The sequence below is a fragment of the Paraburkholderia gardini genome, from assembly GCF_907164575.1.
In the GTDB taxonomy this organism is placed as follows: Bacteria; Pseudomonadota; Gammaproteobacteria; order Burkholderiales; family Burkholderiaceae; genus Paraburkholderia; species Paraburkholderia gardini.
The window spans coordinates 75,229-100,262 of the sequence record NZ_CAJQYY010000022.1; the positions used below are offsets into that span (position 1 = coordinate 75,229).

At 62.8% G+C, this 25,034-nt stretch carries 20 protein-coding genes; 6 read left to right on the top strand and 14 right to left on the bottom strand.

The window, feature by feature from the left end; translation table 11 throughout:
• Nucleotides 1–291 precede the first annotated feature (291 nt).
• The 3 genes from LPA34_RS18635 to LPA34_RS18645 all read right to left on the bottom strand — a co-directional run bounded on the left by LPA34_RS18635 (nucleotide 292) and on the right by LPA34_RS18645 (nucleotide 2,994).
• Nucleotides 292–1,074, bottom strand: coding sequence for an alpha/beta fold hydrolase (locus LPA34_RS18635; protein ID WP_228980935.1), 783 nt, complete (start codon nucleotides 1,072–1,074; stop codon nucleotides 292–294).
• Entirely contained in the window at nucleotides 1,071–2,099 is a 1,029-nt protein-coding gene (locus tag LPA34_RS18640; protein WP_228980937.1) for a M14 family zinc carboxypeptidase, read from the bottom strand. Before LPA34_RS18640 ends, LPA34_RS18635 begins: the two co-directional genes overlap by 4 nt.
• Nucleotides 2,100–2,544: 445 nt before the next feature.
• Nucleotides 2,545–2,994: an ester cyclase gene (locus LPA34_RS18645; protein WP_228980940.1), complete on the bottom strand. Its 450-nt coding sequence runs from the start codon at nucleotides 2,992–2,994 to the stop codon at nucleotides 2,545–2,547.
• 593 nt (nucleotides 2,995–3,587) lie between these two features.
• Between LPA34_RS18645 and LPA34_RS18650 the strand changes: the two genes are divergently transcribed.
• Complete coding sequence (locus LPA34_RS18650; RefSeq protein WP_228980942.1) at nucleotides 3,588–4,568, top strand: phosphotransferase family protein; 981 nt, start codon at nucleotides 3,588–3,590, stop codon at nucleotides 4,566–4,568.
• Between the two features lie 105 nt (nucleotides 4,569–4,673).
• Here the strand turns inward: LPA34_RS18650 and LPA34_RS18655 are convergent, their stop codons facing one another.
• From LPA34_RS18655 to LPA34_RS18665, 3 genes are all read right to left on the bottom strand, one after another.
• The gene (locus LPA34_RS18655; protein WP_228980944.1) at nucleotides 4,674–5,903 is read right to left on the bottom strand and encodes a glycosyltransferase; all 1,230 of its coding nucleotides are present in this window, start codon (nucleotides 5,901–5,903) and stop codon (nucleotides 4,674–4,676) included.
• Nucleotides 5,900–6,514, bottom strand: coding sequence for a TetR/AcrR family transcriptional regulator (locus LPA34_RS18660; RefSeq protein ID WP_228980945.1), 615 nt, complete (start codon nucleotides 6,512–6,514; stop codon nucleotides 5,900–5,902). The genes LPA34_RS18655 and LPA34_RS18660 overlap by 4 nt, the downstream gene beginning before the upstream one ends.
• A 341-nt stretch (nucleotides 6,515–6,855) precedes the next feature.
• Nucleotides 6,856–7,788, bottom strand: coding sequence for an alpha/beta hydrolase fold domain-containing protein (locus LPA34_RS18665; RefSeq protein WP_228980946.1), 933 nt, complete (start codon nucleotides 7,786–7,788; stop codon nucleotides 6,856–6,858).
• A gap of 123 nt (nucleotides 7,789–7,911) precedes the next feature.
• Between LPA34_RS18665 and LPA34_RS18670 the strand changes: the two genes are divergently transcribed.
• On the top strand, nucleotides 7,912–8,829 hold the full coding sequence (locus LPA34_RS18670) for a LysR family transcriptional regulator (protein WP_228980947.1): 918 nt from the start codon (nucleotides 7,912–7,914) through the stop codon (nucleotides 8,827–8,829).
• A gap of 212 nt (nucleotides 8,830–9,041) precedes the next feature.
• Nucleotides 9,042–9,878 carry a DMT family transporter gene (locus tag LPA34_RS18675; RefSeq protein ID WP_228980948.1) on the top strand — a complete coding sequence of 279 codons (837 nt, stop codon included), beginning with the start codon at nucleotides 9,042–9,044 and terminating at the stop codon, nucleotides 9,876–9,878.
• Nucleotides 9,879–9,911: 33 nt separating this feature from the next.
• On the opposite strand, the gene pdxR is transcribed toward LPA34_RS18675, so the two are convergent.
• Complete coding sequence (gene pdxR / locus LPA34_RS18680) at nucleotides 9,912–11,459, bottom strand: MocR-like pyridoxine biosynthesis transcription factor PdxR (RefSeq protein ID WP_228980949.1); 1,548 nt, start codon at nucleotides 11,457–11,459, stop codon at nucleotides 9,912–9,914.
• 156 nt (nucleotides 11,460–11,615) lie between these two features.
• Between pdxR and LPA34_RS18685 the strand changes: the two genes are divergently transcribed.
• Nucleotides 11,616–12,914, top strand: coding sequence for a 4-aminobutyrate--2-oxoglutarate transaminase (locus LPA34_RS18685; RefSeq protein WP_228980999.1), 1,299 nt, complete (start codon nucleotides 11,616–11,618; stop codon nucleotides 12,912–12,914).
• A gap of 36 nt (nucleotides 12,915–12,950) precedes the next feature.
• Complete coding sequence (locus LPA34_RS18690) at nucleotides 12,951–14,420, top strand: NAD-dependent succinate-semialdehyde dehydrogenase (protein WP_228980950.1); 1,470 nt, start codon at nucleotides 12,951–12,953, stop codon at nucleotides 14,418–14,420.
• Nucleotides 14,421–14,481: 61 nt separating this feature from the next.
• Here LPA34_RS18690 and lipA read toward each other — a convergent pair whose 3' ends face one another.
• The 5 genes from lipA to LPA34_RS18715 form a co-directional block, all read right to left on the bottom strand.
• A complete protein-coding gene (lipA, locus tag LPA34_RS18695) occupies nucleotides 14,482–15,459 on the bottom strand; it encodes a lipoyl synthase (protein ID WP_228980952.1) in 978 nt (325 codons plus the stop codon).
• A 2-nt stretch (nucleotides 15,460–15,461) separates the two neighbouring features.
• A complete protein-coding gene (locus tag LPA34_RS18700; RefSeq protein WP_228980953.1) occupies nucleotides 15,462–16,574 on the bottom strand; it encodes an acetoin dehydrogenase dihydrolipoyllysine-residue acetyltransferase subunit in 1,113 nt (370 codons plus the stop codon).
• A 3-nt stretch (nucleotides 16,575–16,577) separates the two neighbouring features.
• Nucleotides 16,578–17,582 carry an alpha-ketoacid dehydrogenase subunit beta gene (locus tag LPA34_RS18705; protein WP_228980956.1) on the bottom strand — a complete coding sequence of 335 codons (1,005 nt, stop codon included), beginning with the start codon at nucleotides 17,580–17,582 and terminating at the stop codon, nucleotides 16,578–16,580.
• Nucleotides 17,583–17,845: 263 nt separating this feature from the next.
• Nucleotides 17,846–18,829, bottom strand: a complete 984-nt coding sequence (locus tag LPA34_RS18710) for a thiamine pyrophosphate-dependent dehydrogenase E1 component subunit alpha (RefSeq protein ID WP_228980958.1) — start codon at nucleotides 18,827–18,829, stop codon at nucleotides 17,846–17,848.
• Between the two features lie 81 nt (nucleotides 18,830–18,910).
• Nucleotides 18,911–19,969, bottom strand: a complete 1,059-nt coding sequence (locus tag LPA34_RS18715) for an ATP-NAD kinase family protein (protein ID WP_228980961.1) — start codon at nucleotides 19,967–19,969, stop codon at nucleotides 18,911–18,913.
• Nucleotides 19,970–20,412: 443 nt separating this feature from the next.
• Between LPA34_RS18715 and LPA34_RS18720 the strand changes: the two genes are divergently transcribed.
• The gene (locus LPA34_RS18720) at nucleotides 20,413–22,347 is read left to right on the top strand and encodes a sigma-54-dependent Fis family transcriptional regulator (RefSeq protein WP_228980962.1); all 1,935 of its coding nucleotides are present in this window, start codon (nucleotides 20,413–20,415) and stop codon (nucleotides 22,345–22,347) included.
• A 117-nt stretch (nucleotides 22,348–22,464) separates the two neighbouring features.
• Here LPA34_RS18720 and LPA34_RS18725 read toward each other — a convergent pair whose 3' ends face one another.
• Entirely contained in the window at nucleotides 22,465–23,034 is a 570-nt protein-coding gene (locus tag LPA34_RS18725) for a hypothetical protein (protein ID WP_228980964.1), read from the bottom strand.
• A gap of 219 nt (nucleotides 23,035–23,253) precedes the next feature.
• Nucleotides 23,254–24,609 (bottom strand): Fic family protein, encoded by a 1,356-nt coding sequence (locus LPA34_RS18730; protein ID WP_228980966.1) that lies wholly within the window; start codon nucleotides 24,607–24,609, stop codon nucleotides 23,254–23,256.
• Nucleotides 24,610–25,034 lie beyond the last annotated feature (425 nt).

Consider the following 25,034-nt stretch of genomic DNA (forward strand, 5'->3'; position numbering starts at 1 on the left):
TGCGGGCGAATGCGGACTCACGGCGCCCCACCATTTGGGAGCTCAGCCTTGTCTGGCATGGCTTCTGTGCGATAGACCACATTAGTCAGGGGTCGAAAGAGAGAATCGCGACTCCCTCAAAAACGTATCTTTTGCAGTCAGAACGAACTTGAACGGATGCTTTCAGCCATCCTCATCACTCATTTGCGGGACGGGTAAACCCGTTCAGACCATGTTGTACTTTTTTGCTTAGTTCGCACTGCAACAGAAATCGTTATCAGCGTTGCTTAACGACCTGGCGTCATCATCCGGTCATTGCGACATCGTGAATGAAGACAGATTGTTTGACTGGATCATCCACCTGGAAACGGTTTCACATACCCAGGCAGGATCGTCGTGCGGCAGGTCGTGACCTGCCCACGGATGCCGACGATGCGGCGCACGCCAGGCAGCGGCAAGCTGCGCGGAACACGCCGGATTCACGAGGCGGTCATCTTCAGAGGAGAGAATCAGCGTCGGACATGATGGCGGTGTTTTTCCGGCGTTGAACTGCGCTGCAGCAAACAGCTGACGCAGTGCATTTGCGCGGCTGACGGGCGAACTCATGCGAATGGTGCGCCACGTCGCAAGATCGTCGACGATGTTCTGACGATTGCTGCACGTCAGCCGATGAACGACCGCCTCCACCTGCTGCGGATCGCTCCACTTCGCTGCAATGCGCAACAGGTCCGGCCAGGCCTGCGGACGTAGCCGTTCCCGCGCACGGCTGAACGGACGCATGCTTGTGTTGATCAGCACAATTCGTTCGATATCCTGCGGATGTCGCTGCGCCCATGCCATCGCGACCATCCCGCCGAGCGACATCGCGAGCAGCCGGTAAGGCTTTGGCAGACCGCTTTGCAATGCCACGAGCCGCACGAATCCAACCATATCCGCGACGTCCAGCGGCGCCCGCAAACGGGTATGGACGCCATTGCCGGGCAGGTCGGGGAGCAGTACATGGTCCGCATCCGTCGCGGCGCCCAGCAGCGCTGGAAGTACGCCCCAGTGCCTCGCTTCGCGCGTGAGTCCGCGCAGCAAAATCCATGTGCTCATATATCCGCATCCCGGTACCAGTGATCGATCGCGCTTTGCTGTAACTGTTGCCTTCGTTTGCCCTCGGGCAGCCAGCGTTGCGCGGAGAACGCCGCACGCGTGAGGAACTCAAGCAGGTTCGCATGCCGCCTTAGCACGCGTGCCGTACGGTGCGCCTTCACCGGATTGAACATGCCCTGCCGCGAAAACAGCTGCAACGGATTTTTCCTGATCCACAACCATGAGCCGAGCTCGAGCGTCATTGGCAACAGGATGTTCTGCGCAGGTGTGCGATCGTAAGCGCAATCCCACAGATCGCCGTGCAACAGATACTGATGGCTTTGCGGCTCGAACGTGTAGCCGTGATGCGGATGCGCGCGCTCGAACATCGTCTTGAGCGCGAACATCTCCGGCAGATGACGCATCAGCTGACGCGTGCGTGCATACGGAAACCAGATGCTGTCGCCCCAGCCGTATCCTGAATGGCAGTCGAGCGCGAAGCTAAGGGGCCGCGCCGCGAGCTGGCTTTCGACGACGTGCAGCAGCGCCATCGCTTCCGGTTCCATCGGCGCGTTGCGACTGCCGCGATACCACGGCAGCCACGCACCCACGCGCTGCCCGCCCGCGAGAAACGGAACCCGTTCATCGGCGTCCTGCGGCGCGTTGCGCATCAGGTCGACGCCGTTCGGATTCGCGCGCGTCGCGGCCCACATGCCGCCGGGATTGATGATGGGCATGAAGATCAGGCGAATGGACTGCAGTTGCCGCACGAGCAGCTCGTCCCATTCCAGCCGGCCCAGCAGCGCGCGCATGTAGTCGAGCACGAGTTGCGTGCCGATGCGCTCAAGCCCGTGAATGCCGCCGAAGAAACCGATGGCCGGCGCCTGCGGATCGGTCGAGCCGATGCTGGCCGTGTGGACCGCGAACACGCGTCCATGCACGCGCGTTTCGCAGACGGTGGTGATTTCGAAGCTGGCGCTGCCTTCATCGAGGATCGACTTGAGATCCTCGTATTCCGCAAAGCTGTCGGCGAGGAAGCTATGCATGATGGAACACATATTTCATGCATCGATCGGAGATACCTTGTCTGGCAAGGCTTCCAGGCCGATTTTTCATGTTCAGCGTAGCTCTTCGCATTGCGATCCCCGTCCGCTCGATTGGCGTGCCCGACGCGAAAGGCATCGTATCAAATCCGTAGCCGTTTTATGGATGTGAATCACATTGCGGGCGCAATCCGGGGCGGATTGCCGACAAACTACGCGGATTCGTTGAGCGCAGGGATTTTCGCTGATGGGGCTGGGGATCCGTGAGCTTCTGGAGTCGGGCAGGAAGCGACAGCAGACGTTGTCGCTTCGAACAACCGCTCTTCGCTCCAGGGTCGACCTTCACGGTTGGCGCGATGCCCATGGAACAGGCCGGATGCACCCAGCCCGTTGCAGCGTTAGATCCGCACAACGTTGCGTGAAGACTGCGCAAGCGCTGCGCCTTCGATCACGCTACCTTGATAAGTTCAAGTTGTTGTAGCGCGGTCACACCGTCGTCCAGCCCGATTTCTTCAACAATCTTGCCATCTTTGAGCCGTAGCACGGTCGTGCCGGTGAAGCGCATTTTCCGGCCGGTCGCAGCAGGCAACGATCCAATGAGGAAATCGCCGAACGCCGGACCGGTATGTGTGCCGCCGCCCTCCCAACGGCCCACTACATAGTCTCCTTCGGCGATGAGATCAGCGGCGCCCCAGAAATTGAGGTCCGGGAACGCTTCGCGGAAACTGGCCATGAATGCCTTGATGTCCTCGCGGCCACGGCGTGGCTCGTGTAGCGAGTATTGAAGGATCATGTCAGGAGCAGCAAGTTCATCGACGATGGAGAGGTTGCAGGTCTTGCCCCAGAAATCGGTGAACCAGCGACCCACGACAGCTTTGTTGTCATCTTCCCTGGACATGGTGAATTCCTCATTGACTGTGGTTGAGCGAGGGAAACGCAATCGCTTCCCTCTGCCTGAACAATATTGGCGCAAGCAGTCAGCCGCCCCCCGTTTCTTGCTGCATTACTCGACAAGCCGACTCGCGGCCTGTGGTGACGATGGTCGCTACGCGTGTTGTTCGCAAGTGACGGCGCCAGCGGTCCTGTGAAGGAGTGCGAGGTCGACGGGGCGTCAGCGAACGTCTCATGCTTCAGCGGGAGCGGACAGTAAGACACGAGCTTTTGCGCGGCTCAAACGGATCGGCTACAGCCCGCGGCGTCCAGCGGAGGCCGGCCAGCAAGAGATGTTGCCTCGGGATTTCATACGGACATTCGAAGTAGCCTGCACCCTGACAATGAGCATTCGCTCGCCGTCGAATCCGGCGCAGCGAAGATGGAGAATCTGCTTCCGGAATATTTCCGGGCGTTACGTTCCATGACAGCGGTGACGGTGCAAGGCTGTCCATGCTGCATTTCCGGTTACGCCGGAAACATTACCCAATAATCGTTCAGTTGCCGCACGTAGGCCCGGGTGCTGTAATCCGCCGTTGACGACGCATAGCGGGTGGAACGATGGACGCGCAGGACGGCAACGACGATGCGGCGATCGCTCAATGCATGGCGGACGTCCTGGGCGAGCGGCCGCTGCGGCTCGAACGTCAGGTGTTCACCCATAGCGGCAACGCCGTGTACCGCGCGCGCATGGCCGGCGATCGTTCGCTGACGGTGCGCGTCAGCCCGGAAGCGCAGACGTTTTTGCATACCCGTTCGAATCTCGCCATGCTGCGCGGCCTCGGCCTGCCAGTTCAGACGGTGCTCGCGCACGACGCCATGCCCTCGGGCGGTGATTTCGTTGTGCTCGACTGGCTTCCCGGCCGCGATCTCTTCTATGTTTTCGGCTCGCTCGATGTGAGACAAACCGAACGGATTGCCGAAACCGTGGTGGCGTTCCAGTGCAAGGTGGCGCAACGGCTGCCCGTCGCCGCGGATGGCGGTTTCGGCTGGGCCGCGATCGGCGCTCGCGCGCCCCATGCGCGCTGGACTGAAATCTTCGGCGAACCCGCGCCGGTCGCGTTGCACGCCGCGACGCTGGCGCGCACGGATGCCACTGCGCTCGACTGCTTTCGCGCGCGCCTCGGCCTTGTTCGTGCATCGCTCGAGGACTATTTCGACACGCTGCGCCCAGTCTGCTTTCTCGACGACCTGACCATCAAGAACGTGCTGGTGGACGACGGCGAACTGAGCGGTCTGATCGATTTCGATACGGTGTGCTATGGCGATCCGCTGCTCGTGCTGGGCGCGACGCTCGCGCATATCGGCACCGAGGTGGGCGAGCGCGGCGGCTCCTATGCCGAGGCGTTGCTGCGCTGCTGGGCGCCGCAGCGCGAGCGCATGCGCGCGACGGGCTTCTATGCGTCCCTGTGGGTCATCGGCTTGCTGTCGCTTGCCATCGAGCAGGACAACGCCGCGCGCACGCGCCTGCTCACGTCGGTTCTCGAGCACCTGCTGAGCGTGGCGGAGTCGCCCACCGCCATGTTGCGCTTCTCTCGGTGACCGACGGTCGACATTGCCGCACCGATCGTTGACAGTAGCCATCGCCTGACATGTTTGTCCGTGAAATAGCTGACATCGGCTATTGGCTCCGACGAAGTGGTCGCGTCAACTCAACACGATGCGCTCAAGCGCTGCCACTGCATCTACCACGCCGTTTTCCGCTCGCATCGTCTCGCCCAGTACTCGTGCACGGGTTCGCACCCGGGCGTCGGCGGCGAAATCGAGGGCGCGGGTGAATGCCCTGGCTTCAGGCCGTCGCCCATCCACGGCGGCCGGCGCGAGACCGGCCAGACGCAGGCGCCCGGCCCAGAAGAACTGGTCCCCGGCGAACGGCGTCACGATGGAGGGCACTCCCGCGCGTGCAGCAGAGTGCGAGGTACCGGAGCCGCCGTGATGGATAACCGCGGCAGTGCGCGGGAAGAGCCAGTCGTGCGGAGTGTCGTCGATGACGAGGAAGTTCTCCGGAAGGACCTTCGGATCGATGCCGCTCCAGCCTGGATAGAACAGTGCGCGTCGGCCGGCCATCGCCTCAATCAGAGCATCCAGCAGCCGCGCGTTGTCGAAGCCGGTCATGCTCCCGAAGCCGATATAGACCGGGGCTTCTCCGGCGGCGAGGAAGTTCGCCAGCGCCGGTGGCGGCGTCCAGGCGGGGCCTGGCGCCAGCCACTGTCCACAAAGGTGTGCGTTGGCCGGCCAGTCGGCAGGCGTGGGCAACAGGTTGGGCGAGACGCCGTACACCATCGGGTGATCCGTCCATACCGCCTTGCGCGGCGGCAGTTTGAAGATCGCACGGGCCGCATTGGTCTTGTCGCGGAATGCTTTCCATAGCATGGCGTTCACGAAGCGGTGGCTGGCCCGATTGAGCGGGCGCGGCACCCACTTGCCCGGCAGAAACGGCGACGGGAACGCGGTAGTCGGCGTAATCGGGATCATGCCAGCGCCGATGCCTCTCGCGCCCAGGTATTCGGCTGCGGAAAGGCCGACAAAAGCGGCCAGCCCCGCTACCAGGATCGCATCGCAGCCTTCCCCTGCCTCGATGATGGTACGCATCCAGGATTCGGCATTTTCATTGGCGATCCGTGCCAGCGCGCGTGCGGTGGCGTTGAAACCAGCACCCCTGGCGACTACGCCAGCTATGGCATGGTCCGGGTTGAGCGTGCCGCGAATATCGCCGGCTAACGCAGCAGTCGGCACGCCGAGCGCGTGGGCGCTACCGAGCGTGGCTGCATCGGCGAGCAGTCGCGCCTCGTGTCCGGCATCCATCAAACCCCGGCACAGCGCGGCGAACGGACGCGCATCGCCCTCGGTGCCATACGTCGCGACGATAAATTTCATGAGCGCTTCTTCCTGGGTTTGGAGGATGTCTTAAGAGACGGTCCGGGTTGAACCGCCGCACCACGCATGAACAATTCGACTGTCGCGGCGAATTCCTTGCGCAGCTTCAGGCGCGGATCGGCAAGCCAGCGCAGCATGGAGCCGAGGTAGAGATGGTGGAACGCAATGGCGAGCCGTCCCGGATCGAGATCGTCGCGAATCTCTCCCGACGTTTGTCCGCGCCGGATCAGCCAGTCGAAGGTGTCGGCGATATCGCCGGGCTGCTCGCTGTCTCGCGACGACGACGGCTCCGTGCCGATGCTGAGGAAACGGAAGCGCAGGTAAGGTGCGAGGTAGTCGGGGTACGTTTCGCACCAGTCGGCCGAATGATCGAGTACGAACAGTGCGCCTTTGGCGAAGCCCGGTCTGGTCTCCAACTGGTCGTGCAGCGTCGCCAGATTTGTCGCCAGTTCCAGGTGTAGCCAATGCGCCAGCACCGCCTCCTTCACCGGGAAATGGTTGTACAGCGTGCCCTTGGCGACGTCCGCCGTGGCGGCGATCTGCTCCATGGTCACCGCCTCGTAACCGTGGGCTTCAAACAGCGCGGCGGCGGTACGGGCAAGGTGTTCCATGTTCTGCAGCCGTTTGCGGTCTCGACGGCCTGAGGGTCTGGATGCGGACATGCGAATGGATAAATGTGAACGACGTCTAATATTATTCTTCGTTCACAAATTTCCTGCAAATGCGGCATGGCGAGTGGCGCGAGCGTCCCGTGCATATGCCGGTCGGTTATGGCTGCTTTCGGAATCCGGAAGTGTTCCGTGTGGGGTCGACAGAGGTCTGACGTCGGGCAGTGCTCGGCCAGGAAGCGGCGGTCAACGTTGTCGCTTCGAACGCCCGAACGATACACGCCATCGGTCGCTTGACTGCGCGCACCCTTGAGCGTCCTGTCATGCGGAAGCCGGAAATCGTTCTAGGCGACGGTCCAGTGCCGCGATATGAAACCTGCGATCTGGTCCAGCGCGTATCGAGCGCTTGCAAGCTCTTGCGTGGATCGCTGGAACACGTGGTGGAGTCCCTCGAAGATCTCGAGCTGGACCGTGGCTCCCTGCTTTGCTGCCTTACTGCCATACCGGCGAGCGTCGTCGAGCAGCAGTTCGTTCGTTCCTGCCTGAAACGCGATCGGCGGCAAGTGGTCGGGAATGCTATATAGCGGCGACGCGCGTCCGTCGGTGGGGTCGGCCAGTCCCAGGTAGGTGGCGGCGGCATTGGCGAGCACCGGTCGCCTGAAAATGGGATCGTACGTCTCATCACTGAGAAGCGAAGGACCAGTCAACGCAAGATCGAGCCACGGCGAGAAGGCTGCGATGCATGGGACGTTTGACGCCCCGCGCGCATCAGCACCGAGGGCCGCCAGCGCGAGACCGCCGCCTGCCGAGTCGCCGACCAGTGCAATCTCGCGAATGCCAGACCTTGCCATCCATTGCAGCGCTGCGACCGTGGCATCGTATGCGGCTGGAAATGGATGCTCGGGCGCGAGCGGATAGTCGAGAACGAACGTGTCAACCCTGGCGCGCACCGCGATCTGACTCGCAAACCCGCGATAGGCCTCTGCGGACCCGAGCATGAAGGCGCCGCCGTGCAGAAATAGAATCGCGCGATCGGCGGGGGCGGATTCCGGGCGAATCCACCAGCCTTTTGCGTCCTCGCTATCGACACTTTCAAGATCGACGTTATCGGCGATCGGCGTCTGTGCCGTCATGGCGTCGTACGCTTCACGCATCGTTCCTTTGAATCCCGAAAAATGCTTCTGGATACCGGCAAGAACCGATATCCCGGCCTCACGGTCCTCTTCGCGCAAGCCGTGCCGGACTTCGGTCAGGCTACTGTGGTTTTCGATGGTCATCGCTGCTCTCCTTCGTCGTGTTAGCACTTCGTCAGTGGACGAGACGATATCGTTTCCCAACAGCATCTAGAAGAGGGACTCAAGGAATACAATCCATTCCATACAGGAAGTGTTGGAGGGGAGATGGACCGGCTGGACGCGCTCAAACTTTTCATTCGCATCGTCGACGGCGGGAGTTTCGCTGCCGCGGCGCGCGAGATCGGGGTCGGCCAGCCTGCGGTCAGCAAACAGATTGCGTCGCTCGAACGGTATCTGGGCGCTCAACTCGTCCGACGAACATCACGCAGCATGACGCTGACCGAAGCCGGTCAATCGGTCTATGAAGCGGGCTTACGGATCATCGGAGACTTCTCTGAACTCGAGTCGTCCGTCGAGCGCGGACAGACTTCTCCGGGCGGTCTCGTCCGGATCAGCGTGGCGCCGGTATTCGGCCGGCTGTACGTCGTGCCGCATCTGCCGGCGCTCTTCGCGAGATACCCGCATCTATCCGTGGACCTGTCGGCAACGGAGCGCACCGTGAATCTGGTCGAGGAAGGGTTCGACGTTTCGATCAAAAACGGTCAGGTTGCCGACTCCTCGATGATTTCAAGGCATTTGGCGTCTAGTCCGATCGTTGTCGTTGCAACGCCGGCCTACCTTGAAAAACATGGGCGCCCTGAACGGCCGAAAGATCTTGACCGGCATTCGTGTGTGATCTTCGCGCCCATGCACGAGCCACGGATCTGGCGCTTCCAGGGCATCGACGGTCCAGACCTGCATGTTCCGTCTGGAAGTTTTCGCACCGGAGATGCGGAGCAGATTCGCGCTGCGGTACTTGCCCATATGGGATTGGTTCAAGCGCCGGGCTGGCTCTTTGCACAAGAGATTGCGAGCGGTGCGGTCATCAGCGTGTTGCCGGATTTCGCGCCGGCGCCGTTGCCCATCCACGCCGTTCATCCTTCAGGAAGGCAATTGCCGAACAAGACCCGGGTGTTCATCGACTTCGTTTCCGAAATCCTTGCCGCCGATCAGGGTCCGGCCTTTGTCTCGATCGGTGTCTGAACGGTCTTTAGTCGATGGTGACCGTCCATTTCAGGCCGGACGTGAGACCTGCCACCGAACGGTCCCGCCACGCGCGCCAACGCCTTCCGCTTTCACCTGATTAAAGATTCTGATAGAAAGGCGTGTCCGGCGATCTGTCCGGCCGCAGGCCGGGTTCCCCTGAAACAATCACACGCCCGCGGTTGCCGCCGCCTTTCTCACCCAGGCTCTTGATGCAAACGTCCGTCGTCTTGCTGGTTTTGTTATCCGCGTTACTGCACGCAACCTGGAACGCGTTTCTGCATCTGTCTGAAGACCGTATCTGGCTGCTCGGCATGATGGCGATTCCGTATGTGATCGTCAGCGCGATCGGCGTCTGCCTGCTGCCATTGCCCGCGCCCGGCGCATGGCCGTACATCGCGGCTTCTGTCGTACTCGAATGCGGTTATTGCCTCGCGCTGATCCGCGCATACCGCAGCGGCGATTTCGGCCAGATCTACCCGATTGCGCGCGGCCTGTCGCCGATGCTGGTCTTTATCGGCGCGTTCGTCTTCGCGCATGAGGAACTCAAGCCGCTGGCCGTGGCCGGCGTCGCGCTCGTCTCGTCCGGCATCATCTCGCTCGCGTTTCGCCGCAACATGCGTTTCTCCGGCGAAAGCGTGCCGTTCGCGCTGCTCACCGGCTTGTTCATCGCGACGTACTCGGTCGTCGACGGCATCGGTGCGCGTGTGTCCGGCAACGGGCTCAGCTACATCATGTGGGTCTATCTGATCTGGAACGTGCCGCAGTTTCTGCTCGTGTGGAAATGGCGCGGCGGCGCTCAGGGCCTCTTCATCGGGCGAGAAAAAGTCTTCAAGGGCATTCTCTCCGGCGTCATCGCGCTAACGGCGTACTGCTTCATCATCGAGGCTTACCGCTATCTGCCGATCGCCATGGTGTCGGCGCTGCGCGAACTCAGCACGATTTTCGCGGTGCTGATCGGCTGGCTCGTGATGCGCGAAAAGCTCACGACGCGACGTGTCGTCGCGTGTGCGCTCGTCACGCTCGGCGCGGTGCTGATCCGGATTTAAAGGCATGCGTTCGCGGCGCCGCGCGGCGGGAGCCTAAGCAAACCGCACGAGCGTCGGGTCGATCGCATCGGCCAGCGTATCGAATGCAGGCGCGATCTCTTCGTCCGGCACGCACGCATAGCCGATCAACAGGCCCGAAGGCGCACTGGCCGGCTCGGCGTAATAGCCCGACAACGGCCGCACGATGATATTGCGTTCGAGCGCCGCGGCCGCCACCGCGCGATCGTCGGTGTCCTCCGGCAACTGCATCACGAGATGCAGACCCGCATCGCCGCCCACCGCCGGCAATTCGCCGCCATAGCGGCGCCCGGCGACGTCGAGCAATGCCTGGCGACGCTGTCCGTAAAGCGTGCGCATTCTGCGGATATGCGACGTGAAGTGCCCTTCCGCGATGAATTCGGCCAGCACCGCCTGCTGCAGCAACTGGCCTTCGCGATACAGCTCCGCGCTCGCCGTCGCGAAACTCTCGGCGAGCGCTTCGGGCACCACCAGATAGCCGATGCGCAGCCCGGGAAACAGCGTCTTGCCGAAGCTGCCGACGTAAATCACCTGCCCCGCCGTATCCAGTCCCTGCAGCGAAGCGAGCGGCCGGCTGCCGTAACGGAACTCGCTGTCGTAATCGTCCTCGATAATCCAGCATTGATGCTGGCGTGCGTATTCGAGCAGCATCCGGCGCCGCGCGAGACTCATCACCATGCCGAGCGGATATTGATGTGACGGCGTGACGAGCATCAGCTTTGGCGGCTGCGCGAGATCGTCGGGTGAAGGGGCGATGCCTTCTTCGTCGACGGCGATCGGGCGCGACTGCAGGCCCGACACATGCAGCACGCTGCGCACGCCCCAATAGCACGGGTCCTCGGTCCAGATCACGTCGCCGGGATCGGAAAGCAGACGCACGGCGAGATCCACGGACTGATGGATGCCCGTCGTGATCACGATCTGCTCCGGCGTGCAGCGCACCGAACGCGACGTGCGCAGATACTCGGCGAGCGCATGGCGAAGCAGCGGCAGACCGCCACCCGGCGCGTATGTCAGCAGGTCCGGTCGCATCCTGCGCCAGTACTTGTTATGCAGACGGCTCCAGACGCGCGCCGGAAAGCGCGTCACGTCCGGCACGCCCGGCATGAACGCACCCCATTGACGCTTCGACACGCCCGCGCCCGACAGCAGCCGCGCACCGCGCGCGGACAACGCACGCGGTGCGGCCAGCGGCGCATCGGAAGCAGAAGCAGAAGCGGATATATCCGGCGGAACCGAAGCGACGGAAGCGGAACCCACCGCGCTTGTGTCGAGCGCGCCGACGATCTCGTCCGGCGCGCTGTCCGCGACGAACGTGCCGCGCCCCGTCGCCGAAGTCACATACCCTTCCAGCGCGAGCTGCTCGTAGACCTGCGTCACCGTATTGCGCGCGATACCGAGTTCGGCAGCGAGCAGCCGCGACGACGGCACCTTGCTGCCCGCCGGCAGTTCCCTCGACAGGATCGCCTGCTGGAGCAGCCGGTGCAGTTGCCGGTAGACCGGCTGACCGTTGCCGCGGTCCAGCCGCTGCGCCAGCCAGTCGGACAAGACGATCGCACGCATGATTGGCTCCTGTATTTATATAAAAATGGCTCTGAAGTTTGGAGCCAAATCTGATTATAGTCGCAGCATGTGCTGTCAACGGGCGGCACCATCCGATCCCGCCTGTTCCCCCGCGTATTCCCCGCGTATTCCCGACAACCGGATGTGAAGGAGATGATGACCATGGCCGACAACAAGAACGCAGGACTTCAGGCCCGCAAGGACGCCGCCACGCCGCGCGGCGTTGGCGTGATGTGCGATTTCTACGCCGAGCGTGCCGAAAACGCCGAGCTGTGGGACGTCGAAGGCCGCCGCTTCATCGACTTCGCGGCCGGCATCGCCGTCACGAACACGGGTCATCGTCATCCGAAGATCGTCGCCGCGATCCGCGAGCAGCTCGACCATTTCACGCACACGGCGTATCAGATCGTGCCGTACGCGTCGTACGTCGAACTCGCTGAGAAGATCATCGCCCGCGCGCCTGGCGACTATCCGAAGAAAGCCGCGTTCTTCACGACCGGTGCCGAAGCCGTCGAAAACGCCATCAAGATTGCCCGTGCCGCGACCGGCCGTCCGGGCGTGATCGCGTTCACGGGTGGCTTTCACGGCCGCACGATGATGGGCATGGCACTGACCGGCAAGGTCGCGCCGTACAAGATCGGCTTCGGGCCGTTCCCGTCGGACGTTTTCCACGCACCGTTCCCGAATCCGCTGCACGGCGTCACGACCGCCGATTCGCTGCGCGCCATCGAGCATCTGTTCAAGGCCGACATCGATCCGAAGCGTGTCGCCGCGATCATTTTTGAACCGGTTCAGGGCGAAGGCGGCTTCAATCCCGCACCGGCTGAGTTCGTGCGTGCGCTGCGCAAGCTCTGCACGCAGCACGGCATCCTGCTGATCGCCGACGAAGTGCAGACCGGCTTTGCGCGCACCGGCAAGCTGTTCGCGATGCATCACCACGACGTGGTGCCCGATCTGATGACGATCGCGAAGAGCCTGGCAGGCGGCATGCCGCTATCGGGCGTGGTCGGCCGTGCCGACATCATGGACGCCCCGGCGCCGGGCGGTCTGGGCGGCACGTACGCAGGCAACCCGCTGGCGCTCGCCGCGGCGCACGCCGTGCTCGACATCATCGACGAAGAAAACCTGTGTGAACGCGCGACGACGCTCGGTGACCGCCTGAAGGCGAAACTCATCGCGCTGCAAGGCGAAGTGCCGCAGATCGCCGACGTGCGCGGTCCCGGTGGCATGGTCGCGGTCGAGTTCTTCAAGGCGGGCACACGCGAGCCGGACGCCGACTTCGCGAAACGCGTGCAGACGCGCGCGCTCGAACGCGGTCTGCTGCTGCTGACGTGCGGCGTGTATTCGAACGTGATCCGCTTCCTGTTCCCGCTTACGATCCAGGACGCCGTGTTCGACGAGGCGCTCGCGATTCTCGAGGGCGTGTTGAAGGAAACGGTCGGCATTGCCGCGTAACGCCGGATTTTCTCCAGACTGGTTCGGGAAAGACACATGACGATCAAGGCATTTGAAAATCTGAAGGACCCGACGCTGCTGCGTACGGACGCCTTCATTGCAGGCCGCTGGCAGCAGGCGGACGACGATTCGACGTTCGACGTCGTCAACCCGGCGACGGGCGAGCGCATCGCGAAGGTGCCGCGCATGGGCACGCAGGAAACGCGTCGCGCGATCGAGGCCGCGAACGCCGCGTGGCCCGCATGGCGCGCGAAAACGGGCAAGGAACGCGCTGCGATCCTGCGAGCATGGTACGAACTGATGCTCGCGAACGCAGACGACCTCGCACTCATCCTCACCACCGAGCAAGGCAAACCGCTCGCCGAGGCAAAAGGTGAAATCACGTACGCCGCGTCGTTTCTCGAATGGTTCGGTGAAGAGGCAAAGCGCATCAACGGCGATACGATTCCGACACCTGCACCGGACAAACGCATCGTCGTGACGAAGGAGCCGATCGGTGTCTGCGCGGCGATCACGCCGTGGAATTTCCCGGTCGCGATGATCACGCGCAAGGTCGGCCCGGCGCTCGCCGCCGGCTGCCCGATCATCGTGAAGCCGGCCGAAGCCACGCCGCTGTCCGCGTTCGCGCTGGCCGTGCTCGCCGAACGCGCGGGCGTGCCTGCCGGCATCTTCAGCGTGCTGACGGGCGACCCGAAAACGATCGGCGCCGAGATGACCGGAAACCCGGTCGTGCGCAAGCTGTCGTTCACGGGCTCGACGGCGGTTGGACGTCTGTTGATGGCGCAATGCGCGCCGACGGTGAAGAAGGTTTCGCTCGAACTCGGCGGCAACGCGCCGTTCATCGTGTTCGATGACGCCGATCTCGATGCCGCCGTTGCAGGCGCGATCGCATCGAAGTACCGCAACAGCGGGCAGACGTGCGTGTGTACGAACCGCTTCTATGTACACGATCGCGTCTACGATGCGTTCGCCGCGAAGCTGCGCGATGCGGTGGCGGACCTGAAGGTCGGCTTCGGCACCGATGCGGGCGTCACGCAAGGACCGCTGATCAACGAGGCGGCCGTGCTCAAGGTCGAATCGCATATCGAAGACGCGCTCGCCAAAGGCGCGCGCGTGGTGACCGGCGGCAAGCGTCACGCGCTCGGTCACGGTTTTTTCGAACCGACGATTCTCGCGGACGTCACGCCCGCGATGAAGGTCGCGCGCGACGAAACGTTCGGCCCGCTGGCACCGCTCTTCCGTTTCTCATCCGACGAAGAAGTGATCCGTCTCGCGAACGATACCGAGTTCGGCCTTGCCGCCTACTTCTTCAGCCGCGATATCGGCCGCGTGTGGCGTGTGGCCGAAGCGCTCGAATACGGGATGGTGGGTATCAACACCGGTTTGATTTCGAACGAAGTCGCGCCGTTTGGCGGCGTCAAGCAATCGGGGCTGGGGCGTGAAGGCTCGCACTATGGCGTCGATGATTATGTCGTTATCAAGTACTTGTGTATTGGCGGGATCTGAGGCAGGTACCTGACGTTGAACCGCGCGTGACGCTGACCGGCACGCGCGGTTCAACCACACATCAGGCGCCCAGCCTCGCCACCTCATCCGCGTGATACGACGAACGCACCAGCGGCCCTGCTACCACCTCGCGAAATCCCAGCTTCAATCCCTCCTCACGTAAAGCGTCGAACGCATCCGGCGGCATGTAACGCCGCACGGGCATGTGAAACCGCGACGGTGCCAGATACTGCCCGAGCGTCAGAATATCGACGTCATGCGCGCGGATATCCTGCATCGTGCGTAGCAGTTCGTCATCGGTTTCGCCGAGACCGACCATCAATCCGGATTTCGTGACGACATGCCGGTTCGATCGTTTCACACGCGCCAGCAGTTCAAGCGATCCTTCGTAGTGGGCACCGGCGCGCGCGGCGCGATATAACGAAGGCACGGTTTCAATGTTGTGATTGAACACGTCGGGCCATGTCGTTTCGAACGCTGCCAGCGCCCGATCGATGCGACCGCGAAAATCCGGCGTCAGCACTTCGACACGGATTCCCGGCACGCGCTCGCGAATCAGCGCGATGCAGCGGACAAAATGCCCGGCGCCGCCATCGCGCAGATCGTCGCGGTCCACCGACGTGATCACGACATAGCGCAAGCCGAGCGCCGCGACCGCGTCAGCAAGCCGCTCAGGCTCTTCTGCATCGAGCGGCTCGGGCCGCCCGTGCGCCACATCGCAGAACGCACATCGGCGCGTACAGATCCCTCCCATGATCATGAACGTCGCCGTGCGCTGCGCGAAACACTCGCCGATGTTCGGGCACATCGCCTCCTCGCATACCGAATGCAGACGATGCGCGCGCAGGATGGCCGCCATTTCCGCAATGGTTTCGCTCATCATCGGCCGTGCGTGCAGCCACGGCGGCTTCGGCAGGCCACCGACGTCACCCGCTGACACAGGCACGATCTTCACGGGAATGCGGGCCAGCTTCTCGCGGCTGCGCAACCCGTGCTGACCGAGCGCGGTCGTGCTCTGATTCCCGGTCGCGGTATTCATCGTCATTGCCCGAAAAATTCATTGAGCAGACGGTTCACTTCCGTTGCCGCTTCCATCTGTACCATGTGCCCCTTCCCCTGGATCACATGAACACGCGCATTCGACGGCAACCCTTCGGCGTGACGTGCCGGGATGATCTGGTCGTCACTGCCCCAGATCACCAGCGTGCACGGCGCGAGCGTCTCCAGCCGGTCGCGATAGTTTCGCCGTTGCACGCCGCCCTCGAAAGCCGACGTGGCGATTTTCTGCAGCGCGTCGCTCACGCCTTCGAGCCGCTTGTAGCGAACGATGTCTTCCACGAGCTGGCGCGTGACCAGCGATCCATCGGCGAACAGTTTCGTCAGATGCGGCTTTAGCGTGTTGCGACTGGAGCCGGCCGTGAAGCCTTCGATGTACTCGCGGTTGATCTCGTCGCCAAGGCCCGCGCCGCTAATCAACGCAAGCGAAGCGACGCGTTGTGGCGCGCGTGCCGCGACTGTCATCGCGATGAGCGCACCCATCGAATGCCCGACGAGATGCGCCCGTTCGATGCCGCGATCGTCGAGAAACGCGGTCACACTGTCGGCGAGTTCATCCGCGCTACCGGTTTCGACCGCTTTGGCCGATTCGCCGTGCCCGGGCAGATCGAGCGCCCATACCGCGCGATGCGCGGCGAGATCGGCGTGATTGAAGAGCCAGTTGTTGAGATCGCCGCCAAAGCCATGAATCAGCACCACTGGCGTGCCGCCGTCACCGAGCTTCAGGAAGCGCATCGTGCGGCCGCCAATCTGCGCTTTCCCGGGCTGCGGACCGGCGTCGCCGTCGGCCGCCGTCGGCGGCACGAAGTCGCGCTGGAACGCTTCGACGGCCGCATCGATTTCGCTGTCGGGCGTTTCCACGTCGGCCACGACGCCAAGCAGTGCGCCGACCGGCAACGTCTCGCCTTCCTGCGCGACCTGCCGCCGCAACGTGCCGATAAACGCGCACTCCACGCCGGAGGAAATCTTGTCGGTTTCCACGTCGAGCACTTCGTCGCCTTTCGCGACCTTGTCGCCCACCGACTTCAGCCAGCCGTTGACCTGGCCCTGCTCCATCGAGAGACCCCACTTGGGCATCGTGATCATGTGAATCGACATTGCTCAGCTCCTTACCTTGCGTACGGCGGCCGCGATCTGGTCCGGCGAAGGGATATACATGTCTTCGAGCACACCGGAAAACGGCACGGGTGTATGTGGCGCGGTGACCAGTTCAATTGGCGCCTTTAGCGAATGGAACGCGCGCCCGGCGACTAGCGCCGAAATGTCCGTCGCCATCGAACAGCGGCGATTCGCCTCGTCCACGACGACGACGCGCCCCGTGCGTTCGGCGCTTTCGAGAATGGTTTCCTCGTCGAGCGGCGAGGTCGTGCGCAGATCGATCACGTCGACCTGGATGCCTTCCTTTGCGAGCTTTTCCGCGGCTTCGGTCGCGTAGTGCACCATGCGGCCGTAGGTGACGATGGTTGCGTCATCGCCTTCGCGCACGACGTTCGCCTCGCCGAACGGAATCGCATACGACTCTTCCGGTACATCGCCTTCACGGCTGTACAGCAGTTTGTGCTCGCAGAAGATGACCGGATCGTTGTCGCGGATTGCCTGGATCAGCAGACCTTTTGCGTCGTACGGTGTCGAAGGACACACCACCTTGAGGCCGGGAATATGCGTGAAGAGCGACGTCAGCATCTGCGAATGCTGGGCCGCCGCGCGCAGGCCCGCGCCCTGCATCGCGCGGATGACGACGGGGGTGACCGCCTTGCCGCCGAACATGTAGCGGAATTTCGCGGCCTGATTGAAGATCTGGTCGAAGCACACACCCATGAAGTCGATGAACATCAACTCCGCCACGGGCCGCATGCCGCACGCCGCCGCGCCGACCGCCGCGCCGATATAGCCGCCTTCCGAAAGCGGCGTGTCGAGCACACGCCCGGGGTACTTGTGATACAGCCCTTTCGTGACGCCGAGTACACCGCCCCACGCGTCCTGCTCACCGGGCGAGCCTGCGCCGCCCGCGTTGTCTTCGCCCATTACGATGACGCTGTCGTCGCGCGCCATCTCCTGGCTCAGGGCTTCATTGATTGCCTGAGAAAAAGTGATCTTCCGTGCCATGTCTGTCTCCTGTCGACCGGAGTTAGCGCTTTAGCTGTCGACCAGAGTTAGCGCTTTAGCGCTTACTCCGGTCCCATGCAAAGCTCTTACTCTGGTCCCATGCAATTTATTGCGGTCGACCGGAGTTAGCGCTTTAGCTGTCGACCAGAGTTAGCGCTTTAGTGCTTACTCTGGTCCCATGCAAAGCTCTTACTCTGGTCCCATGCAAGTTACTTGCTGAATCTGTCGGGTTCGTCTCGCGTTTGCGCCACAGCGTGACGACGTTACGGATATGACACGTAGACGTCGGTCAACAGGTCTTCGGCGCCTGGCATCGGCGCGGCCTTGGCCTCGCTGACAGCGTCGTCGATCAGCGTCTTCACTTTTGCGTCGATGCCACGCAGGTCGTCGCTCGTCGCCATTTCCGCGCGCACCACGCGCTCTTCGAAGCGCTTGAGACAATCCTTTTCGTCACGCAGTTTCTGCACCTCGCCGGGCGCGCGATAGGTTTGCGCATCGCCTTCAAAATGCCCGAAATAGCGGGAAAACTTGACTTCGACGAGCGTCGGGCCACCACCGCCGCGCGCACGTTCGATCGCTTCACCAAGGGCTTCATGCACGGCGAAGAAGTCGAAGCCGTCGACGATCACGCCCGGCATGCCGAAGCCGCTCGCACGGTCGGCGATGTTGTCGGTCGCCACCGAATACGTCGACGACGTGGCTTCCGCGTAGCCATTGTTTTCCGCGACGAAGATCACCGGCAACCGCCACACCGAAGCGAGATTCATCGATTCGAAGATCACACCCTGATTCGATGCGCCATCGCCAAAGAAGCACACGCCCACGCCGCCGGTTTTCTTCAGCTTCGCGGCGAGCGCCGCGCCGCACACGAGCGGGCCGCCCGCACCGACGATACCGTTCGCGCCAAGCATGCCTTTCGACAGATCGGCGATATGCATCGAGCCGCCTTTGCCGTGGCACACGCCGGTCTTGCGGCCATAAATCTCCGCCATCATGCCGCGCACGTCGACGCCTTTCGCGATGCAGTGACCGTGACCGCGGTGCGTCGTAGCCACATAGTCGGCGTCGTTCAGATGCAGCATCGTGCCGACCGCCGACGCCTCTTCGCCGGCATACAGGTGCACGAAACCGGGGATTTCTCCTGTCGCGAATTCAACGTGCAGACGTTCCTCGAATTCGCGGATCGTGCGCATCATTCGATACGCCTCCAGCAGTTCGTCCTTGCCCAACTGTGCTGAAACAGACATGGTGCGTCTCCTTGATTGATTTCACTGCCTGCTGCAATGAGCGCCACACGAACGTAATCCGTTTCATGCGACACCGACTTCTTACACACTGTCTCCTGCTGCCACTTCCCGGATGAGTTGCCGCGACGCCGAGTAACGCAGCACGCGCTCGACGTCGACCGTGAGCGGTCCGTGCCAGTCGAGCATCACTTCATATCGATCGCCGCGTTCGAGTTCGATCTCGCGTTCGCCGTCGAACGCGAGCGTGCCGTGCTCTGCGTGAAGTGGCGTCCATGCGCCTGCTTCGAGACGCTCGCAGGTGCGCATCGTCACCTGATCGACACGCCCGGGCGCAATCGGGGCAACGATCGGCACACCGGGCTCGCCGGGGCGCGCGAACGTCAGATGCAAGCCGTGCGACGCCGCGCGATCGACCGGCGCGAACGCACCACCGATCGACGACAGGCCGATGCCATCCGGCGCGGCGAAAGTCAGAAAGAGCGTTTCGATATCGGACGGCTCGGACACCGCGCGGGCCCCGACAAAACGCTGACGGCTCACGCACACGTCAACCAGCGCGATTTCCTCGCGCCCCCGGTTTGGGCCGTCGACGCAGCGCACGACAAGCCGCTTGTTGCGCACCAGCGCGATGTCGGGCGGCACCGCGCGCGAGGCCACGAGCGCACCCGCAAGCCCCGCGACGGTGGCTTCACGCAGATCGGGAAACGCGTTGTTGGTACCAGTCGAAAGCGTCAGCAGCGGCACGTCGCCACTATGCGCGGCGGCCGCGCGATGGGTACCGTCGCCGCCGAGCACCGCGATCAGGCCAACGCCTTCACGCACCATGTGCTGGACGCCCACGTGCGTATCCGCGACGCTGTCGGAAAACGGCAATGCAAGGAATTCGACCTCGGGCCAGCGTTGACGTGCGGCGATGGCCCTGTGTGTTTCGATTGCGCGCAGGAGCAACGCGGAAACGCCGGTCTTGTCGCGCAGCGTCAGCACGCGATCGACGCCGAGCGCGCCGAGACCCGCGAGCAGCCGCACGATCATGTTGGCTTTCTCCGCCGTCGGGAAAACGGAGGCGTACGTCGTGAGACGCCGGATATCGCGGCCTGACGCAGGATTCGCAATCACGCCAACTGTGACGGGAACGGACACGGGGTTGTCTCCTGTCGACCAGAGTTGCCCGCGTATGCGCGGACTGGTCTTTTTATGAAACGCAACGCGCGCTTCGAGTACAGGGAGACTCTGCAAGGGACGTGCCAAAACACATCCAGCACACCAGAATACGAAGAAAAGCCCGTATTTAAAGGGCTTTGCGCGATCGGCGCGGTTTCAACGCATGGGGAAAAACGCGTGCGCTGGTACGCATGCTGCGTCTCGTCGTCGATGCGACGCGCCCACACGCGCTACGCCATGCGACGAACGAATCCGCCCGCGCCTTGCAGGACGTGCGATTGCGGGCGGCCGGTACTGTCTCACCTCGCGTTGAGACGAACGTCTCAAGTGTCTTTCGTGCTGCAATGCAGTGTGATTGCGCTTTCGAGTTGTGCTACAAGGTCGAACAGGAATCCTCCAGCATCGCTCGACGGGAGTCGATCATGCCTTACGTCTCGCAAACACAGCACGTCGATCGCGTGCGGGGCGCCATCGAAGGACGTCTGCCCGCGCCCGCCGGCTCACCGCGTCTCGTGTCCTCGTGGCAGCGCTCGTTCGAAACCTGGCAGCTCGATCCCGGCTCGGCCATCGGTCCGCGCGTGTTGACGTCAGCGGAACTGCGCGAAATCCAGGGGAAGGAAGAAGCCTTTCTGCGCGCGTCGGGCCAGTGCCTGTCGCGGTTGCACGACATGATTCGCGTCGCCGATTACTGCGTGATGCTGACCGACGCGCACGGCGTGACGATCGACTACCGGATCGATCGCGACCGGCGCAGTCATTTCAGGCACGCGGGTCTTTACATCGGCTCATGCTGGTCCGAACGTGAGGAAGGTACCTGCGGCGTCGCGAACGTGCTGACGGATCTCGCGCCGATCACGGTGCACAAGACAGATCACTTTCGCGCCGCGTTCACGACGCTGACGTGCAGCGCCGCGCCAATCTTCGCGCCCGCGGGCGAACTGATCGGCGTGCTCGACGCCTCGGCGGTGCAATCGCCGGATAACCGTGACAGCCAGCGGCTCGTGTTCCAGCTGGTACGTCAAAGCGCGGGGCTGATCGAAGACGGCTACTTCCTGAACCAGACGACGCAGCACTGGATCCTGTTCGGCCATCAAAGCCGCAACTTCGTCGAAGCGCAGCCTGAACTGCTGATTGCGTTCGACGAATGCGGCAACATCGTGACGGCCAACCGCAAGGCGCGCGAATGCATTCCGGACCTGAGCGGACCGCGCCACATCGACGATATCTTCGATACGTCCGAGGTTCATCTGCACGACCTCGCACGCACCGACGCAATTACCGGATTGCGCCTGCGCGCGACGGGCGCCACGCTGCACGCGCGCATCCGTGCCCCGATGCGGCGGCCCACGCGCGTCGCCGCGACAGCGGCGGCCGCGCCGCGTGAATCGCACGCCGGGCGGCATCCCGGTGCGATGAGCCGGTTCCTGCATAGCGCCGATCCGCGCATCGCCCAGAACGCGCAGGTTGCGCTGCGTATCGCTGGAAAGCGACTGCCGGTCCTGATTCTCGGCGAAACAGGCGTTGGCAAGGAAGTGTTCGCGCGGGCGATTCACGAGGCGGGGGAGCGGCGCGCGCGGCCGTTCGTCGCCGTGAACTGCGCGGCGATTCCTGAATCGCTGATCGAGAGCGAACTGTTCGGCTATGCGCCCGGCGCGTTCACCGGCGCCCGAAGCCGCGGTGCGCGCGGCAAGATCGCCATGGCGAGCGGCGGCACGCTGTTTCTCGACGAAATCGGCGACATGCCGCTCAGTCTGCAGACCCGTCTGCTGCGCGTGCTGGCAGAAGGCGAAGTCGTGCCGCTCGGCGGCGACGTGCCGGTGCGTGTGGACATCGACGTGATCTGCGCCACGCATCGCAGCCCTTCGCAGATGGTGAGCGAAGGCGCGTTTCGCGAGGACCTGTTCTACCGTCTGAGCGGCGCGACGCTGACGATGCCGCCACTCCGTGAGCGCGCCGACATTCGCGACGTGATCGAAGCGGTCTTCGATGAAGAAGCCGGGAACGCCGCTCACGTGCTGATGCTCGACGCGCATCTTGCAGAACAGCTGGCGACGCTACCGTGGCCCGGCAATATCCGCCAGTTGCGCAACGTGCTGCGTTATGCGTGCGCGGTATGCGATTTGTCACGGGTCGAGATGCGCCACATCGCGCCGGATATCGCCGCACTCATTTCACCCGCTACCGGACGCGAACTGTCACACGCACCCGCACCGACGGATGAACGCACGCGCATTATCGAAGTGCTCACGCAGCAGCACTGGCGTCCCAACGCAGCGGCACAGGCGCTAGGGATGTCGCGCGCGACGTTGTACCGGCGCATGGCAAAGCTGAACATCATCGGGCCGCATCGCTGCTGACGTAAGGCGCTGACAGCTTTGCTGTTCGTGGCGAAGGGCGCGTAGCGGCGCACATGAAAAAAGCCCGTTGCGGCTGGCAACGGGCTTTCGTTTCATGACGGGCGAGAAGCCACACGCTTACTTCGGTGTGACCTTGACCGCCGCGGCGGAAACGAACACCGCGTGCACGGTATCGCCCACTTTCACGCCGCTCAGATCGATATCGGGGCGCGCTTCGACGGTCCGAGTCTGATACGCCCCGCGCAGCGTCACGAGGCGCTTCTTGCGATCGATCTTCTGCACGGTCGCCAGAATCTCGATCTGCCGCGTCGACTGGAAGCCGCCCGATGCCGGCTGATAAGCCTGCGTATCGACCCGCTTGCGCAGACCCGCATCCGGGCCGGTGACCTTGTCGGCGGTGAGCAGCAGCGCGTTCTTGTACAGAACGTCCACGGTGTCGCCGAGCTTGAGCTTGTCGAAACCGGTGACCTCTTCGTTCACCACGACGACCACCACATTGCCGGCCGCGCCTTTCACCGTCAGCGTTCGCGAAGCGGGCTCGATACCCGTGATCTGTCCTTTCATGTGAACCGGCTGTACTGCGTCGATCACGCCTTGTGCCGAACTCGCCAGCGAGTCCTGCGCCCAGACAGGTTGCGCGGCAGCCAGCGAGAGCAGCACGGCAGTTCCAACGGTCGCTACCTTCATTGAACGTTCTCCTTTGAAAGGCTGATCCAGCGATTTCGAATCGGCTAAAAAACGCGTGTCAACCGCGAAAAAGACATCATCGAATGAATCATGCTACCGGCTGAAACAATCGACAGCATCCGGCGAAATGATTGTACAAGCCCAGCCCGTCATGATGCCGACGCCCGGCAGGCTGTGGGCCTGACAAGCCTGGGTTCGCGTCCACAGTCGCGGATTAGTTTAGTACGGCCGGCTGGCGTCGATCCAGGCCTGCGTGGCGGTCAGCGTCAGCCGGTACCGCGCGCAGTTGAATACCTCCAGCTTCTTCAGCTCCTCAAGCAACATCGCCGGGAAGCCCGGGGCCTGGTCCTCCGTGAGCCCCAACTTCTCCATTGCAGCCTGCGCGGATTTTCTGTCGAGAACCACCAGGCCAATGGCTTCGGTCAGATGCTCACGGTATCGCAGTCTCAGAGGGTTCGGGGCGCCCATGGACTCCATCACGACGACATATTTTTTCATCGAGCGCCGCCAGCTCCAGGCGAACAGGTCCACTGCGCGCGAGACATCCCGGAATTCGTACACGCCCAGCATCGCCTGGGCATAGTCGTGAGGATCGACGTCCAGGAAGGACAACGGCGCGCAGTTATAGAGCATCAGCGGAATGTTTGCTGCGAGACGACTGGTGCGCTTGTTGCCATCCTCGAATGGCTGCAGGTACGCCAGATTCACCCACAGGAAAAAGGCAGCCTCGACCGGATTCTTGATGAGCCTGGCCTTGGCCAGAATGATCTCCAGCATCTCCTCGAGCACGGCCGGCACTTGCGTCGGTACGTAGACCGTGTCACTGATGTTGACCAGCTTCTTGCGGATAGTGCCCAGCGCATCGGTATCGGCCAGAAGGTCCTGCATGAGCACTGCATGAAGGTTTTGAATGAGCGCGGCCGAGAGACCCTGCAACGGTACTGCATCGACCAGAAACTCGATGGCCGTTTTGTGGTTGAGTAGCATCACCGCGTCAGCGTCGCTGCCGGCGGTCCCCCGCCTGAACAACTCCTCTGTCGCCAGCAGGGTGTAACGGTTGCCCTCCAGACGAGAGGACGACCAGGACAGATCGATGAGCAGTTGCTCCAGCACCTTGCGCGCGTAGGTCCCCGCTGGCTGTTGTTCGCGCAGGCGACCGGCACGATAGAGCTCTTCGGCCAGGGCTTGTGGCATCAACCAGCTCTCATTGGGCACGTAGTCTTCGACAAATTCGCGCCGGTAGGTGACCGGGTCGCGCGCAGCCAGGGGGGCATCAAGTTTGCGGCCAAGCTCAACGGCGTCGAGTGACCACACCGGATGCAGGACGGCGGAAGGCGCCTCGCGGGTGGCGGTCTGGACAGTCGCAGCCACCCCAGCCAGCCGGTAGCGAACTGCACGCGCCTGGCCACTACGCGTGAGCTGCCCACTGGAACACAGCGCATCCAGATGGCGCCGGACGGTGGCGGAGCTGCCGTGCGTAGCGCGGATGACGTCAGTAGAGGAAACCTCCAGTTCGCCTGCCTGGGCCAGACGTCGGATGGCGTCGAGGATAGCTTCGGGGGTCAATTTGCCCATGTATCTGCTCAGTATCTGCTCAGTATTGAGCGGATACTATCAAAATGAGCAGATAAATCAAATTTTGAGCAGATACTGAGCAGATAGGCACAGTGACTAATGAATTTGAGCAAATTGCCCAGGGACTGGCACTACGGTTCACTGTGAGGTCGGTGAAGGGCGCTCGCCCCCAGCGTCGACAGACCGCGGCGAATGTCGCCCGGCGGGGACTTCGCCGGGTTCCGGCAGGGAAATATTTCTGGAGCAAGACAAGTCCGGTCAATCCAGGACTGGCGGGGCTCAGCGTTAAATCAAATCTCGGGCAACGACACGCACGGTAAGGGACTGGCGCCAGAGGCCGGGGGCTTTCAATGAACCTGCCGACCGGCCCGGGCCACTCCTTAAACCGCTAGCCACCACGGGTGCCCGTTCCACGCTTAGGAAGC